This is a genomic window from Flavobacterium sp. FlaQc-28, assembly GCF_044007415.1.
Taxonomy (GTDB): Bacteria; Bacteroidota; Bacteroidia; order Flavobacteriales; family Flavobacteriaceae; genus Flavobacterium.
In genome coordinates, this window is record NZ_JBIPCM010000002.1 from 425911 (window position 1) to 442679 (window position 16769).

At 31.4% G+C, this 16769-nt stretch carries 16 protein-coding genes; 8 read left to right on the top strand and 8 right to left on the bottom strand.

Annotated features, from left to right (window positions below; translation table 11 throughout):
• The first annotated feature begins 21 nt into the window (after positions 1–21).
• The 4 genes from azu (at position 22) to ACHRVL_RS07715 (ending at position 4944) form a co-directional block, all read left to right on the top strand.
• Positions 22–540, top strand: a complete 519-nt coding sequence (gene azu, locus ACHRVL_RS07700) for an azurin (RefSeq protein ID WP_395411624.1) — start codon at positions 22–24, stop codon at positions 538–540.
• Positions 541–631: 91 nt separating this feature from the next.
• Positions 632–2869: a nitric-oxide reductase large subunit gene (locus ACHRVL_RS07705; protein WP_395411625.1), complete on the top strand. Its 2238-nt coding sequence runs from the start codon at positions 632–634 to the stop codon at positions 2867–2869.
• A gap of 18 nt (positions 2870–2887) precedes the next feature.
• Complete coding sequence (gene ric / locus ACHRVL_RS07710; RefSeq protein WP_089056602.1) at positions 2888–3619, top strand: iron-sulfur cluster repair di-iron protein; 732 nt, start codon at positions 2888–2890, stop codon at positions 3617–3619.
• 101 nt (positions 3620–3720) lie between these two features.
• On the top strand, positions 3721–4944 hold the full coding sequence (locus tag ACHRVL_RS07715) for a hypothetical protein (RefSeq protein WP_395411627.1): 1224 nt from the start codon (positions 3721–3723) through the stop codon (positions 4942–4944).
• A gap of 166 nt (positions 4945–5110) precedes the next feature.
• Here ACHRVL_RS07715 and ACHRVL_RS07720 read toward each other — a convergent pair whose 3' ends face one another.
• From ACHRVL_RS07720 to nirK, 3 genes are read right to left on the bottom strand one after another with little or no spacing between them, the layout of a single operon-like run.
• Positions 5111–5710, bottom strand: coding sequence for an SCO family protein (locus ACHRVL_RS07720; RefSeq protein ID WP_395411628.1), 600 nt, complete (start codon positions 5708–5710; stop codon positions 5111–5113).
• Between the two features lie 16 nt (positions 5711–5726).
• Complete coding sequence (locus ACHRVL_RS07725; protein ID WP_395411630.1) at positions 5727–6500, bottom strand: formylglycine-generating enzyme family protein; 774 nt, start codon at positions 6498–6500, stop codon at positions 5727–5729.
• Between the two features lie 16 nt (positions 6501–6516).
• Positions 6517–7932: a copper-containing nitrite reductase gene (nirK, locus tag ACHRVL_RS07730; RefSeq protein WP_395412177.1), complete on the bottom strand. Its 1416-nt coding sequence runs from the start codon at positions 7930–7932 to the stop codon at positions 6517–6519.
• A gap of 1114 nt (positions 7933–9046) precedes the next feature.
• Here nirK and ACHRVL_RS07735 point away from each other — a divergent pair.
• Positions 9047–10348 (top strand): IS1595 family transposase, encoded by a 1302-nt coding sequence (locus ACHRVL_RS07735; RefSeq protein ID WP_395411631.1) that lies wholly within the window; start codon positions 9047–9049, stop codon positions 10346–10348.
• 21 nt (positions 10349–10369) lie between these two features.
• Positions 10370–10546 (top strand): hypothetical protein, encoded by a 177-nt coding sequence (locus ACHRVL_RS07740; RefSeq protein WP_395411632.1) that lies wholly within the window; start codon positions 10370–10372, stop codon positions 10544–10546.
• A gap of 8 nt (positions 10547–10554) precedes the next feature.
• Here the strand turns inward: ACHRVL_RS07740 and ACHRVL_RS07745 are convergent, their stop codons facing one another.
• Positions 10555–10869, bottom strand: a complete 315-nt coding sequence (locus ACHRVL_RS07745; protein WP_395411633.1) for a hypothetical protein — start codon at positions 10867–10869, stop codon at positions 10555–10557.
• Between the two features lie 423 nt (positions 10870–11292).
• On the opposite strand from ACHRVL_RS07745, the gene ACHRVL_RS07750 reads away from it, so the two are divergent.
• The gene (locus ACHRVL_RS07750) at positions 11293–12627 is read left to right on the top strand and encodes a hypothetical protein (protein WP_395411635.1); all 1335 of its coding nucleotides are present in this window, start codon (positions 11293–11295) and stop codon (positions 12625–12627) included.
• 45 nt (positions 12628–12672) lie between these two features.
• Here the strand turns inward: ACHRVL_RS07750 and ACHRVL_RS07755 are convergent, their stop codons facing one another.
• The 4 genes from ACHRVL_RS07755 to ACHRVL_RS07770 all read right to left on the bottom strand — a co-directional run bounded on the left by ACHRVL_RS07755 (position 12673) and on the right by ACHRVL_RS07770 (position 14971).
• Entirely contained in the window at positions 12673–13212 is a 540-nt protein-coding gene (locus ACHRVL_RS07755; RefSeq protein ID WP_395411638.1) for a hypothetical protein, read from the bottom strand.
• Positions 13209–13574, bottom strand: a complete 366-nt coding sequence (locus tag ACHRVL_RS07760; protein WP_395411639.1) for an STAS-like domain-containing protein — start codon at positions 13572–13574, stop codon at positions 13209–13211. The genes ACHRVL_RS07755 and ACHRVL_RS07760 overlap by 4 nt, the downstream gene beginning before the upstream one ends.
• On the bottom strand, positions 13555–14616 hold the full coding sequence (locus ACHRVL_RS07765; protein ID WP_395411641.1) for a hypothetical protein: 1062 nt from the start codon (positions 14614–14616) through the stop codon (positions 13555–13557). The genes ACHRVL_RS07760 and ACHRVL_RS07765 overlap by 20 nt, the downstream gene beginning before the upstream one ends.
• A gap of 211 nt (positions 14617–14827) precedes the next feature.
• A complete protein-coding gene (locus tag ACHRVL_RS07770; protein ID WP_395411643.1) occupies positions 14828–14971 on the bottom strand; it encodes a hypothetical protein in 144 nt (47 codons plus the stop codon).
• 426 nt (positions 14972–15397) lie between these two features.
• On the opposite strand from ACHRVL_RS07770, the gene ACHRVL_RS07775 reads away from it, so the two are divergent.
• Positions 15398–16657, top strand: coding sequence for an aminotransferase class I/II-fold pyridoxal phosphate-dependent enzyme (locus ACHRVL_RS07775; RefSeq protein ID WP_129053665.1), 1260 nt, complete (start codon positions 15398–15400; stop codon positions 16655–16657).
• Positions 16658–16769: the final 112 nt, after the last annotated feature.

A 16769-nucleotide genomic window follows, 5' to 3' on the forward strand; every position in this document is an offset into this window, starting at 1 on the left:
CATTAAATAAATATCTAAAAAATGAATACAAAAACTAAAATTTCGCTATTGATCCTTATGGGATTTTTAACAATAACTTCTTGCGGTAAAAAAGAAACTGCACCAGTTGAAGAGCAAACAGAAACTTCAACAGAAGGAGAAGCTGCTCCTGTAACTTCAACGGCAGAAAATGTATTAGTTATTGAAGGAAATGACCAAATGCAGTTTAGCACAAATGAATTGAAAGCAGTTGCAGGAAAACCAATTACGCTTACTTTAAAACATGTTGGTAAAATCCCAAAAGAAGCAATGGGACATAATCTAGTTATTCTTCAAGAAGGTACAGATCAAGCGGCTTTTGCTTTGAAAGCTAATGATGCAAAAGCAACTGATTTTATTCCAGAATCTGAAAAAGCTTCAATTATTGCTCATACTAAATTATTAGGAGGAGGAGAAGAAGATACAATTGAGTTTACAATTGATAAAAAAGGATCATATCCATTTATCTGTTCTTTCCCTGGCCACATGGCTATGATGAAAGGCGTATTGATTGTTGAGTAAATAACCAAAACTCCGAATCCTTTAAACAAGGTTTGGAGTTTTTTTAAAAACAAATAAAAGATAAAAATGTCTTTTATTGAATTGAAAAGAAATGAAAAGAGAAAAAAAATTGTGGATAGTCTTTATTCTAGTAATGGCTATATCATTTTCTGTATTAGGTTATTACGGTTACGAAATTTATCAGCAGGCTCCGCCAGTTCCAAAAGAGATTGTTTCTGATGGCGGTAAAGTTATTTTTTCTGAAGAAGAAATTAAGGACGGACAAAATATCTGGCAGAGTATAGGCGGACAGGAAGTTGGTTCTATTTGGGGGCACGGTGCTTATGTTGCACCAGATTGGACGGCAGATTGGCTTCATCGTGAGGCAGTTTTTATACTGGATAAATTTGCCCAAAAAGACTTCAATAAAAAGTTTGATGAACTTGATGAAGAAAAACAATCAGCATTAAAAGTTCGTTTGCAAAAAGATGTGCGAACCAATCGATATGATCCAAATACAGGAGTTCTTACTATATCTGAAAACCGTGTTGCGGCGATTGAAGGTTTGAGTGAATATTATAAAGGTCTTTTTACCAATGATCCAAAATTTGATAAACTGAGAGAGGAATACGCAATTCCTAAAAACTCTATTAAAGATGAAGAGAAAATGCATAAAATGAATGCGTTTTTCTTTTGGGCAACATGGGCAACAGTTACAAATCGTCCTGATTCAGATATTTCGTATACGCACAATTGGCCGGCAGATGAATTAGTGGGCAATAAAGCTACTAAAGAACTTTTAGCTTGGTCTGGTGTCAGTATTATTTTGTTGATTTTAAGTGTTGGTATTTTAGTGTTTTATCATGCAAAATCGGGTGAAGAAGAAGAATTTCCACTTCCAAAAGAAGACCCGATTATTAAACAAGGTAAAACTCCATCAATGGGATTGGTTACAAAATATTTCTGGATCGTTAGTTTGTTAATGATTTTGCAAATGGTATTTGGGATAATAACAGCTCATTATGGCGTTGAAGGAAATGGTTTGTACGGAATTCCAATTGATCAAATTTTACCTTATGCAGTAACAAGAACTTGGCACACGCAATTGGCTATTTTCTGGATTGCAACAGCTTGGCTTGCAACTGGATTGTATATTGCTCCGGCAGTTTCGGGTAAAGATCCTAAATTTCAATGTTTTGGAGTAAACTTCTTATTTATTGCCTTATTGATAATTGTTTTGGGTTCAATGGCTGGACAATGGTTTGGCGTAATGCAGAAATTGAATTTAGTACAAAACTTTTGGTTTGGTCACCAAGGTTATGAATATGTTGATTTAGGACGTTTTTGGCAGATTTTCCTTTTAGTTGGATTGTTTTTGTGGCTTGCTTTAATGATTCGTCCATTAATACCAGTTTTAAAGAAAAAAACAGAAGAAAAAAACCTAATCATTTTATTCTTAGTTTCTTGTACTGCAATTGCCATGTTTTATGGAGCTGGTTTAATGTGGGGAAGACAAACAAATCTGGCTATTGCCGAATACTGGAGATGGTGGGTTGTTCACCTTTGGGTTGAAGGATTCTTTGAAGTGTTTGCAACGGTGGTTATTGCTTTCTTGTTTGTTCGATTAGGACTATTGAAAACTAAAACAGCAACATTGAATGTTCTGTTTGCAACGATTATTTTCATGTCAGGAGGTATTTTGGGAACTTTTCACCATTTGTACTTCTCAGGAACTCCAACAGCAATTATGGCATTAGGAGCTACTTTCAGTGCATTAGAGGTTGTGCCTTTAACCTTAATTGGATTTGAAGCGTATCAAAACTATAAAATTTCAAAATCAACACAATGGATTGCTGATTACAAATGGCCTATTTATTTTATGATTTCTGTGGCATTTTGGAATTTTCTCGGAGCTGGAATTTTCGGGTTTATTATCAATCCTCCGATAGCACTTTATTATGTACAAGGTTTAAATACTACGCCATTGCACGGACATACTGCTTTGTTTGGGGTTTATGGAATGCTGGGAATAGGTTTAGTATTATTTGTATTGAGAAGTTTATACAGAAATGTAAACTGGAATACTAAACTGCTTAAAATTACTTTTTGGAGCTTAAATATTGGTTTGTTTTTGATGGCAATATTGAGTTTGCTTCCAATAGGAGTTTGGCAGGCAATAGAAAGTATCGATCACGGAATGTGGTACGCCCGTTCTTCTGAATTAATGCAACAGCCGGCAATGATTACCTTAAAATGGCTTCGTGCAATAGGAGATTCTATATTCGGAATCGGATTTATAACAATGGCTTGGTTTGTATTTGACCTGACCTTAAAAAATAAAAACAAATAAAAATTAAAATTGATTATCATGGAAAATTTAAAAAATAAAACAATCGGATCTTTTGTAGCTCAGGATTTTAGAACAGCTGCAGTATTTTCAAAATATAGAATTGATTTTTGCTGTAAAGGAAACAGAACAGTAACTGAAGTATGCGAAAAACAAAAAATAGATTCTGATGCTTTGCTGCAAAGTGTTTATGAGGTTTTGCAATCAGAGAATAACGGTTCAATAGACTTTAATTCTTGGCCTTTAGATTTATTGGCAGATTATATAGAAAAAACACATCATCGTTATGTAGAAGAAAAATCGCAGACACTTCTTGCTTTTCTAGATAAATTATGCAAAGTACACGGAGCAAACCATCCTGAGTTATTTAGAATAAATGAGTTGTTTATTGGTTGTGCAGGAGAATTGTCGCAGCATATGAAAAAAGAGGAATTAGTTTTGTTTCCTTTTGTAAAGAGAATGGTAAAAACAAAAGAGTCTGATGGAGTTTTATCACAGCCTTCGTTTGGAACGGTTTCAAACCCAATTGCAATGATGATGCATGAACATGATAATGAGGGAGAACGTTTTAGAGAAATTGCGAGTCTGACAAATAACTACACACCTCCAGCAGATGCTTGTACAACGTATAGAGTAACTTTTGCAATGCTTAAGGAGTTTGAAGAAGATTTACATAAACATATTCATTTAGAGAATAATATCTTGTTTCCTAAAGCTGTTGCTCTAGAGAAAGAATTTGTTGAAGTAGAATAACGATTAAATTTTAATAGTCGAAAAACACCGATAAATGTCAAAGTATTGAGTATTATCGGTGTTTTTTATGACAACTATTTACTACTTTTAATATTCTTAAAATGGAATTATTTAAAATGTATTCTCAAAAAAACTGGATTATTTGCTGCTTTTTTAATTTCTTGATCGCTTGTGTTTTCGGGTTATCAATGAGGTATGTGTATCTTTTTCCTTTAGACTGTATAAATTATAGTTTTCTGCTTCATGCACACTCTCATGTGGCGATGCTGGGCTGGGTTTACATGATGGTTTATGTTTTAATTGTACACTTTTTTATTCCGAAAGAAAAAAGAGAGAAACCTATTTACAGTCGTCTGTTTTGGTGTACAGAAATTGCTGTTATCGGAATGATGGTTACTTTTCCTGTTCAGGGTTATGCATTGTTTTCGATCATTTTTTCAACTATGCATATTTTATTGAGTTATCTTTTTTGCAGATTGGTTTGGAAAGATAGTTTTAAAGACAAAACTCCTGCAGTCAGATTTTTAAAAACGGCTGTTTTATTTATGGTTTTGTCTACTTTTGGAGTTTGGTGTTTAGGTCCTGCGGTTAGTACGCTTGGTAAACAAAGTGCATTTTATCAAATAGCCATTCAGTTTTTTCTCCATTTTCAGTTTAACGGCTGGTTTTTGTTTGCCGTTTTAGCTTTGTTTTTAAAACAATTTCAACATGCAATTGAGGAACAAAAGGTTAAGATGTTTTACTCTCTTTTGGTCGTTTCGATCTTTTTAACAGTAGCATTTCCTATTCGATGGTTTGTGGAAAACAACATTTTAAATTGGATTAATATTCTTGGAGTGATACTGCAATTGTTCGCTTTTATTTACTTCTACAAAATGCTGAAACCTCAAATAATCGATTTTAAAACTAATTTGAATCGAACTGCAAAGTTGTTTTATAGTTTAGCTTTGTGTTCTTTATTTTTAAAAATCGGGATTCAATTATTGACGATTTTTCCGAATATTGCCGAAGTTTCACATCAAATTAGAAATTTTGTAATTGGCTTTATTCACTTAACAACTTTAGGAATTATAACCGGTTTTTTGTTTGGAATATTAGTCCAAAATAAGATGCTTTCAGGTAATTCTTCTTTAATGAAAAATGGAGCAAAGTGTTTTATTTTAGGATACATTGCTACAGAAGTTTTGTTGTTTTTTCAAGGCGGGCTTTTCTTTTTTGGAAAAGACACGATGGTGTTTTATTATCAAAGTATTTTGATATTTAGCTTGCTTCTTGTTTTGGGATTAGTTTTAATGATGATCTCAATAAGAAAAGATCATTCTTAAAACAAAAAAGTCCCAGAGGGACAATATATTTATAGAATGTTTGGCTGCGATATGTAAAAGCCCCAGCGGGACGACTTTATCTAAAGGCTTTATAAACAAAAAACAAGAGCCGATCCATTCCTAAAATCTACTCTTGTTTTTCTACTAATCAACCTATTTACTATTTCTAAATTTTTTCTGCTTCTTGATTTATTGTTGTTATGGTTTTATCATTGTTTACGCCCAAGCCTTCTTGCTGAAATATTAGTTCTCCATCTGGATTAAAAACGCTTATAATATTGGAATGCGAAAAATCTATAGGAGATATCTGCTTGTAATTAACAGCCAAAACTGCTGCAAACTCACGAGTATTTTCTTCTGATGAACGTAAAAATAGCCAGGGATCTTGATTCATTTTATTAGCAATTGCAAAATCTTTTAGTTTTTCGGGGGTATCAGTTTTGGGATCAATGCTCACCAAGATAAGTTTTACATGCTGTTTTGTGTTTTTATCAAGTTTAGATTCAATATCTCTCATATCTGCGACTAATCTTGGGCAGGCAGCTTTACAACTGGTGTAAATCATAACCATAACAAGAACGTTTCCTTTTAGACTTTTCAATTCAATATCTTTTCCGTCCTGAGTTGTCCATTTTGAGGGCAAATTGTAAATTGATAAATCACTAATCTCTTTGTTTACAGGTACTGAATCTTTTTTCTTGTCAGACTCTTTACAACTTTGCAAAGAGAATAAGAGAATAAATACAGCGATAATTGTTTTTTTCATTTGAAAGTAATTTAAGTTATCGTTTTGGGTTTGTATCGCTGGAACATCTAAAACCTAGATTTCGAGTAGAATACTGTGCTTTAAGACTTCCTCTAAAAGCGTAACGCATAAATGCCGCATAATCCATCAAATCTGTTGCATTTACAGAACCGCTTCCGCAGAATAAATTCTTGTCACTGCTTTTATCTTTTCTCGATTCTCCAGATAAAAAAATGCTGTTAAAATCTGACGTCCATTCCCAAACTAAACCATGCATATCGTAAACTCCCCAATAATTTTTGAAAGTCTTTCCAATTTGATTTTCGTATGTTCTCGATTTCTCATACCAAGATAAGATGTATTCGTTGAATTGTTTTTTAGTTCTGGCGTCGACTTTTTTTTCATCAGCCATAGCCACATATTCCCATTCATCCATTGTAGGTAATCGTTTTCCTTGGCATTCACAGTATTTTTTGGCCGCAAACCAAGAAACACTTGTTACCGGAGATTTAGAATTTGCACTTCCAAAATCAAAATCATTAGTCCAATACGACAAATAACTTTTGTCAGCAAAAATTCCTTTTATTTTAGATTTTGCATACGATGGATTTTTTTTGATGAAGTTTAAAAACTCACTATTTGTAACCGGATAAATATCCATGTAGAACGATTTTACAACTACAGGTTTTTTGGTGGTGGCTCCGTAAAGAGGGACAAACGAGCCCTCTTTTATCGGAACCATTCCAGATTCTTGAGCTTTTAATCCTGTAAGCATCAAGAAAAGAGTAAGAATGAAAATATTTTTTTTCATGCGAAAAATGTTGCTGTTATCTTAGCGCTTTTACCATTTCTGGTGTTATTTCGGTTTTGTTATTGCCCCAGCTGTTATAGATGTAAGTAAGAACATTTGCTATTTCATCATCAGATAAATTCTGAGCAGGCATTACATTGTTGTATTTTTTGCCATTAACAGTTACCTCACCCGTTAAACCATGTAGAATAGTATTGATAGAACGTTTTGAATCGGCATTTAAATAATCTGATTTTGCAAGAGGAGGGAAAGTTCCAGGAATTCCTTGTCCTTCAGATTGGTGACAAGCAAAACAAGTCGTTCCAAAAATTTCTTTTCCAATATTAATTTTTTCAGCAACAGTACGTTTTGGAATTGCTGTTTTTGCAGCTGAGCTTCCCGGCATTTTCTGAATAGTTCCGCCTTCAGGTAAATAAATACCTTCTTGAATAGTTCCTGAATAAATGTTTTTATTTTCTTTTCCTTCAACTTTCAGCATTCCTAAAGCTCCTTTATTAAAGGCTCTAAAAATAGAGTGGTCAACAAGAATAAAAGTTCCTGGAGTTTCGACTTTAAAATCAACAATAGCGGCACCGCCCGCAGGAATTAAGGTTGTTTGTACATTTTTATTGATTACACTTCCACCTTCAACATGAACACTGTCGAATATTTCACCAATAACGTGGAAAGAGGAAACTAAGTTTGGACCTCCATTACCAACATATAAACGAACAGTTTCACCTACTTTAGCAGTCAATTCGCCGCCATTTGTTAAAGCTCCCACTTTACCATTAAATACTACATAATCTGGAGTTTCTTTTACGGCTTTGTTCATATCGAATGCTTGTAATCCTTTTGCACCATATTCTCCTTGAGTATAAAAATCTCCTTGCATAACGTAGTATTCCTTATCAACTGGAGGAAGTCCGCCTTCTGGTTCTACTAGAATTAAACCATACATACCATTTGCAATATGCATTCCTACTGGAGCAGTAGCACAATGATAAACATATAAACCTGGATTAATTACTTTAAAACTAAACACCTTTTCATGACCAGGAGCCACAAGTGATGAGGTTGCACCTCCACCTGGACCAGTTACAGCATGCAAGTCGATATTATGAGGCAGTTTATTATCTGGATGATTTTTTAAGTGAAATTCGACTTCATCTCCAACACGTGTTCTAATAAAGCTTCCTGGTACAGATCCTCCAAAAGTCCAATACGTATATTTTACGCCATCGGTCATTGTACCTTCTTGTTCTTTAATTTCCATGTTAAGTTTTAGTTTCATGGCAGTCCTGTTTCCAACTGGTTTTGGAACCATAGGAGGTGCAGTAAGTTCTGCATTCATTTCTCCTTCGGTCATGATATCTGCATAGTTTTTGGCTTCCTCTTTTTTACAGCTTCCTAAAAAAAGAGCGATAAAGAGTAAGCTTAAAAAGAGACTCATTTTAATCTGAATGGTATGTTTCTTTTTCATAAGTAATTGGTTTTGTTTTCATTTTAAATTTTAATCAAAAATAAAAGACTATTTTGTCTTTTATTATGATAAAAGTCATAGAATGGTTACTAATATTTCGCTTAATTAATTGTAGAATTATCATTTTTTGGTAAAAATTATGATAATAATATACCCAGGTTACCACTTTAAATTTTGGTAAATGGATTTGATACAATATAACAATATTCTGGGTCTTGTACGCAAGTTCTGCATTATTTAAAAGCCATCTGCTTATACAGATGGCTTTATTTTTATGATGAAAATACCTGCTTTTTAAAAATATGATAAAATATTTTTCTTAGTAAAATCAGGCCTTCACAGAGGCCTGATTTTTTATTTTCAATATATCGCAAATATTGAAAATTCTCTAACCAAAAATAAGCTCAAAAATGATCATGCTTGATACATCCTGTATTAATAATCTCAAAAACTAATACAATGAGAAAATCAAACAAACCAATTTTTGAACTTAAATTAAAAATCAACTTAAAATTGAGGAAAAAGCATGTTCGTCGCATTCTTTATCTTATCAAATTTTTATCGCTTTTCATTTAGTGGGTTAAAAATGTTAGAAGAAATCCGTCCTGCCAGACGGATTTCTTGTTTTTATATTATATGTATAATTAAACAATTAAAAGGCATGCTTCGTAGAGCATGCCTTTTTGCTTCATTTTCTAACTTTTCAAAATGAAATTAATTTCCAAGACAATGTTGTTGAATTCTCAAATATTAATCATAAAAATACTTTGAGTATGTTAAATTTCATTTCCGCTGTGTGTCAGCAAATCAAAAATCATCTAAAAAACTTTTTCAATCTGATTAAGTTAAATTGGAAAATTATCCTTCGTACAATTTCTCAAACAATTATTTCTATTATTCTTGAGTATTTAATAAAGATAATTTTCTAATTATTGTTTTAAAATCACCTGTTCACATCAGGTGATTTTTATTTTATAAATTAAACAATATCACTGGTTTACATTGTCGATTTTCAAACTTTCCAAATCAAATTCATTTCATTTTTAAATGTTGTTGTATTCGTCATAATTCTAACTCGAAAATTATGACTTCTGTTAAATATGATTTTAATTCTTGCTACAATACGTACAATTTCTCACAGTTTGATTACGACGAAGATTCTGAAGACGAACAAGATGAAGATCTATTACTAAAATTGATACAATTTGATGATTATGTTGATTATGATGAACTGGATACATTTGACAAAACCGTAGAAGACATTCTTAGACACCTACTTATTGTATGCGGTCTAGAAAAAGCTTCTAAGCCTGCACCAATTGTATTGCCTGACCCTTTGAAATTGTTAATAACTCGTTCTAAAAAAGCAAGAAAAACCTTACCAGTTACGCCAAAATGTATTATTTTTAATAAAACAAATATGAGCAAGCATACTGATATTGAACTTGATACTGCACAGATTTTTAAATCTGTATACGACATGGGAAAGGTATTAAACACAGAAATAGCATGTCGAGAACACCTAGAAAAATTGCGTTGGAATGGAGAACCAATTTGTCCACATTGTGGAAGCCAGCGTGATAATCATTATCGAATCAAAAAGAGAGGATATGACAATGGTTATTACAAATGTAAAGATTGCAGATTACCTTTCAGTGTTACAAAAGGAACAATTTTTGAAAAATCAACAGTGCCATTACAAAAATGGTTCAGAGCTATTTTTAAATTCACAACAAATAAGAAAGGTATTAGTAGTTATGAATTAATGCGTGAATTAGGTGTTACACAAAAGACAGCTTGGTTTATGTTAAGTAGAATTCGAAATTCAGTTCGAATGAGAGACGATTTCGAATTTGATGGTATTACACAAGTTGACGAAACTTTTGTAGGAGGGAAAAATAAAAATCGTAGTAAAGGGAAAAAAATTGATAATACACAAGGTAGAAGTACAAAAACAAAAACTCCAGTTTTTGGTATGCTTAATAATGGAATTGTTTACACTGAAGTAGTTGAGAATACGAAAGGCAAAACGCTTAAACCTATAATCGATTCTAAAGTAAAGAAAGGTTCAATCATTGTAAGTGATGGATGGATGGGATATCAGGGATTACACAAACAATATAACCATAAAGTGATCCAACATAATTTAGGATTTTTCAAGAAAGGATCGTACCATACGAATGGAATTGAAGGATTTTGGGGGCTTTTAAAACGTGGTATTGTTGGAATATATCATCGTACAAGTGATAAACATTTACATCGTTATTGTGACGAATTTGCATATCGATATAATATTAGAACAATGAGTATAGGTGAACAATTTAATCTAACTTTGATTAATTCTGACGAGAGGTTAAGTTATAAAGAGTTGATAGCAAAGGTTTAATACATACATAAATAAAAAACTATGAAACCACTATCAAAACACATTCAAGAGAAATTTGACATTCAATCATTGAAAGAGGATTTAAAAGAAAAACTTGTTGATGAAGAATTAGATGCATTAACTCGAGTGGCACCTGCAAAAGATGATTCGAAAAGAGATTCAATCTCTTTGGTTGACAGAGCAGTTAGTGGGAAATAATATAAAATTTATTGTCTCAAAGCAAATTGAATCCTTTTTATTAGATCTTCTTTTGGCATTTGTACTATCCATCTTATAAAATCTGTTATCTCAAATGAAGCTTCGGTAGAATTAGATGCATCAATATAAGTTGAAAATTTTATGTCATTATCAATATATTTAACTTCGATTGAAAAATCTACTGTTTTGTACATTCCTGAATATTTGACTGCAAATTCCTTTGCAAGGCTATTACTCAAGGATAAATCAAATAAATTTTTCTTGTTGTATTCTTTAATATGATAGTCTACAGCATTTTTAATCGCATTATATATTTCATTCATTAGTTTCCTTTTAAAGTAAGGAATAAAGATACTTAAAAATTTATAGAGACGAAGTTTGAACATAATTATCGATGTTTAAATTGTATGTATAATATAACAATCCGTCATGAGTGAAATCAGAGATATTCTGTTCATAAGCTATCAAAACATTATTCACTTTCATTGTCCCAAGTCGACCTTTTTATTTATTTTTGTATTGTAAAAATATTCGTGCTTAATTACATTATTGCTAAATCCGAATTACCACTCTGAGGCTCAACGGCTTCTCGATTTAACAAGCAAATAATGTATGTGAGGTGCGCCGTCATGGCGTGGCTTTGCATCATTGCTTGTTTAAGGGTGTGGTAATCCTGGATTTAGTGTGGTGTAAATGTCCACGCTTATTTTTTGCATTAAACATTTATAAATCCAAATTACCACCTAATGAAAAAGCACTATCAAAAGTACTGCAGGCATTTGACGTACGTCATTATTTCCACTTCTACATTTCTGTTTACTACCAAGACGTTTAGTCAAGAAAAACTCACAATCACTCCTGAACTATCTAAACAGATTATTGACAAGTATCAAGTACAGACTTTCAAAATTTATCCCGTCGTAATTAAAGAGATTGATTACAAAACTTACGACACTACACAAGTTCTTACTGCAGAATACAAACGAGAATTAAAAAAGTTAGATCAGTACAAACCTGCATTCGATTTGTACAACAATACCTTGAAGGAGAATGAAGAAAAGAAAGAGGCAATAAAAACGATTCTACAAAATATTGATACATTTTTAGCTTCTGATGAAAAACATGACATCAAAGAAAAGCTATTGATAGATTCTCAAACACTTGCAGATCGATACAATATAAAAGTTATCGCAATTGATGAAAGAATGAAGTTAAATGATTTCATCAAGACTTCAAATAACAATCAGCAAACATCTACAAAAAACATTCTTATTTATGAAAAAGGTAAACGTTCTAGTAAAAACGATCTGAAAACTTTTCAAACCGAAATTCAAAAAATAAAGATCAAAGAACCTGAAAAAACGAATGATTACAGATGGTATCTCGAATCGCAAAAAGAATTATCTACAATTCAAAAAACTGAAACAGGCAAAGTACTGTCTGATAAAATATCAAAGAAATCAGTATATGTGTCTGGTGAAACTCCTGTTGAGTTAAATGTGCTATCGGGAGATTTTATTAAACTACCAGATTACTATATTCTCATTAATAATGAGGTCGAATATAAATTCGTTAAGAATGAATTGATTACTGAAAAGGATGATGATTATAGTACTTTAAGAGGTGATTTCGATCGATTTCCAATTATTAAAAACTCCATGACAAATGAATTGTTTTATGTTACGTCTAATCGATTTATTGGTCAATTAGAGATTGAAATAAATCGTGCAAATTTTCAAAATATTGGAAATACAGCTGAGTACAAGACATGGAGAACTAACTATTTGACTTTATTACAGTCTGCTCAAACAAATGTAAATGCTTGCAATGTAATTATCAAAAAGCATACTTATTTGAATAGATTAGGTCAAAAGAGATACGATTCTACTACATTCACGAAACAAGAAAAAACTAGTTTTAATCAAAATCTTGATTCTTTAAATGAGAAATTGAAGAAAATTGGAGACCTAGAAGATAAGCGTGATTTTCTAGCTTATTATAATGATAAAGCATCTAATGAAGAAGCTACGAAGTCTTATACTTTATCTAGTTTCTATAGTAGCACGAGTAGAAGTTATTAAAAAGAAAATCCCGCTCATCGAGCGGGATTTTAAAATATGTTTGGATTACTTTGAGTTAATCGTGATAACGTTATTAGTTATTAAATCTGTTAATTCGTTATGCTTACTATTCATGTCATTAAGAGTGCGAAATAATAATTTTACTTTTGAATTAGTTACGGTATTATTAAAATCTCCGCTGCCTGTTACAATTTGACTCATGTTCCTGTTTAATAATTGTAGATTTTGAGAGCTATTTCTTAAATAGGTTTTCAAGATATTGTCTAATGCAATAAACCTCATAGAGAAATATTTAAATTCTCTTTGTATCTCTTTTCTATTTAGATTACCATTTCTAATATCTTTCAGAAAAGCCTCATAGTCATTAGAAATGTTAGTAATTAAATTTATGTGATACTCTTTTACATATCTATTATTTGTTAACTTATTCTGAACAAAATAAGCCACAAAAACACCAATGCCTATATTCACAAAAATCGATATTGTGTTAATAATATCACTAATTTGATGAATATGAGTTACTAAAACAAAAAATGATGCAATTCCTAAAGCAAAACCAATTATTATTAGAAAGACTTCTTTCATTTCGCAGGAGACTTACGATCTATATTTCCGTCTCGTTTTCTTTTCCACTCTGGAAGAGTCTCTTTAAAAATAACTTCAATCCAATCGGGTTCTTGAGTTGATATAATTTTTAGCCTTTTAAATATTTCATCATAATTAAAATCATATACTAAATTTCCAAAACATTCATCAAGAAATGAAGATGCATAACCAGCAGTATTGTCTAAATCTAAAACAAGTATAGAATTAGATTCTAGAGCTTCTTGAAATTTAGGCTTTATGACATTTTCATAAAAATATTCACCACTATACTGTCCTTGATCTTTATAGCGAGGACCAGGATATTCAGTAAAATCCAAAACTTTATACTCTATTTCTTTCATTTTCAATTGTTTCTAAGTCTAACTCCCAGTAATAAAATGTTCCCGAAAATGCGTTATTTAACTTTAATGACTCATCTTTCCCAAAGTGCAAAGATACATCATTAGTTATTACTAATAAATCTTTTACCTTTCCGTTAACAAATGCTCTTTTAATTACAGGTAATCCTTTATTTCTATTGTATTGCTTTTTAAATCTGGAATTATATTTTCTATCAAAAAGGCCTTCTAATATTTCCGAATTTTCTTTTAATTTAAAAGTATCTTCAAGAACTGCTGCAAATTTTCTTCGAAGTGTCCCTAATACACCAAATCCATTGTCAGCGTAAGTGAAAATAATCTTTTTGTTCTCTTTATCAATGTTAACTCCCAATAACCAGTGTTTATTTTTATGATAAGCATGTTCAACAGAATTACAATTCATTTCCAATATCATACCGTAAATTGGGGGATAATGAGACGCTACTCCTGATAAAATTTGAACTGCATTTTTGATGCATTCTCCTATTTTTCTGCTCTCTGATTTTTCCGAGCCACTCATAAGAATTAGATTATCACCAGTAAACGTCTTTATCTTTTGTTGAAGCTTGCTAGATAAATTACTCATATGCTTTAAATAACCTGATTCTATAAAGACCTTGTTTGCTTTTACATCAACAGGCGTATTTCCACGAAGGTTAATTCCATATATATTTAACTCTACTATAGAAGATAGTAATATACATATTGATCCAATATCAATGTTCAATACATCTGATAAGTCTATGAAAATTGAATCTACATTTTGATTGTCTTTAGCAAACGATTTTAAATTTGCAATGTAATCTATAACTGTTTGTGGATTTTTTAATAGTTCAAAATTTCGATCAGCCTTTAGAATTATCTCATTTTTAGGTATAAAACTTTCTTTTTTAGTGATTGTATAAGTTGAATCATACTGGTCTCTTTTAGCAATCCTAAAAGCCCTATTTCGTTTAACTTTTCTTCGAAATAAACTTTTATTAATATTTCTAATTACATTTTTTTTATTTTTCTTTTTAGTCACATTACAAGTTTTAAAATGTAAGTTTTAATTGGTAAATATGTGACTTATTTTTTTAATAAACAAAGAGCTGATTGATTTTGAGCGTAATTAATCTAAAGCGAAAGGCGAGGACGTTGATTTAATATTATGTACAAATTACAGTAAATTTTTTCTATTCTAAAATTAACTGTAAGGAGATTGTACAGATTTGTAAGGCAAGAAAAACCGTCCCTTACTCGGACGGTTTTTCTTCTTCTGTAGACGCATCTTCATTAACGACCTCTTCTTGGTTGTCAATCTGACTCTCTATAACTGTTTGCTGATCTTCTTTTACAGGTGTAAAACTTTCTTGAATGTGATCTGAAAGTGTTTTCATGATATGTTTGTTTAAATATGTATAATAAAACAACTACCTCGGTTATATTTAAAATTTAAAGTGGTAACCTGGGTATATTATTATCAAAATTATATTAACTCAAAATGTTTATACTATTCAAAAAAAAGGCAGCTATTTGGGGATAAAAAACAGAAATAAAATACAGCAATAAAACTAAATCAGGCTGTTAAAAAAATTTAAAAAGAATGCTTTGTGTATCAAATATAAAAAAAATACTAAAAACTACGACATTGATAACTTTGGTTTTTGAGTTTTTTTTCTTGATTTGCAGAATTCAAATGGGAGTAAATTTATTTATGAATCAAGGCTTTTTTTTTAAATAAAAATAAATGACTGTCTGAATTTTAGAATAATAATGATTATTTTTGCTCGCTGATTAAGTTAAAAATATTACTACACTATATTATGGTAAAAGATTTATTCGAAAGAATTCAAGAAAATAAAGGGCCTTTAGGAAAATGGGCTTCTCAAGCAGAAGGTTATTATGTTTTCCCAAAGTTAGAAGGAGAGTTAGGTCCTAGAATGACATTTCACGGAAAAAATATCCTAAACTGGAGTTTAAATGATTATTTAGGTTTAGCAAATCACCCAGAAGTTCGTAAGGCAGATACTGATGCAGCAATTCAATTTGGAGCAGCTTATCCAATGGGAGCTCGTATGATGTCTGGACACACAACTTACCACGAGCAATTAGAAAATGAATTGGCTTCTTTTGTAATGAAAGAATCAGCTTATTTATTAAATTTTGGTTACCAAGGAATGGTTTCGATCATTGATGCATTGGTAACTAAAAATGATATCATTGTTTATGATGTTGATTCGCATGCTTGTATCATTGATGGAGTTCGTTTGCATATGGGTAAACGTTTTACTTATAAGCACAATGATCTTGAAAGTATGGAGAAAAACCTGCAGCGTGCTACAAAAATGGCAGAAGAAACTGGCGGTGGTATTTTATTTATTACTGAGGGTGTTTTTGGAATGCGCGGACAACAAGGTAAATTGAAAGAAATTGTTGCAATGAAGCAAAAATACAATTTCCGTTTATTAGTTGATGATGCACACGGTTTTGGTACTCTTGGTAAAACAGGTGCTGGAGCAGGTGAGGAGCAAGGAGTTCAAGACGATATTGATGTTTACTTCTCGACTTTTGCAAAATCAATGGCTAATATTGGTGCTTTTGTTGCAGCAGATAAAAAAGTTATTGATTATTTAAAATACAACTTACGTTCACAAATGTTTGCTAAAGCGCTACCAATGATCCAAACAATTGGTTCATTGAAACGTTTAGAATTATTGCGTAATTCATCTTCAATCAAAGATAAACTTTGGGAGAATGTAAATGCATTACAAAACGGACTTAAAGAAAAAGGATTTAATATTGGTGATACAAACACTTGTATTACACCAGTTTATTTAGAAGGAAGTATTCCAGAAGCAATGGTAATGGTAAACGATTTAAGAGAGAATTACGGTATTTTCCTTTCTATTGTTGTTTATCCAGTTATTCCAAAAGGAATTATTTTGTTAAGAATGATTCCAACAGCTTCACATACTTTAGCTGATATCGAAGAAACATTAACCGCATTTGAAGCGATTCGCGAAAAATTGGTTAACGGAACTTATAAAGAAATTGCAGAGCGTACAACTGTTGACGTTTCGTAATTATTTAAAAAATAATATTTCCTTTAATGGAAATTATGTAAAAAAATCCATTCTGTTATACGAATGGATTTTTTTTATTTGAAGTAACTTTAAATTTGTAATCAGAAAATAA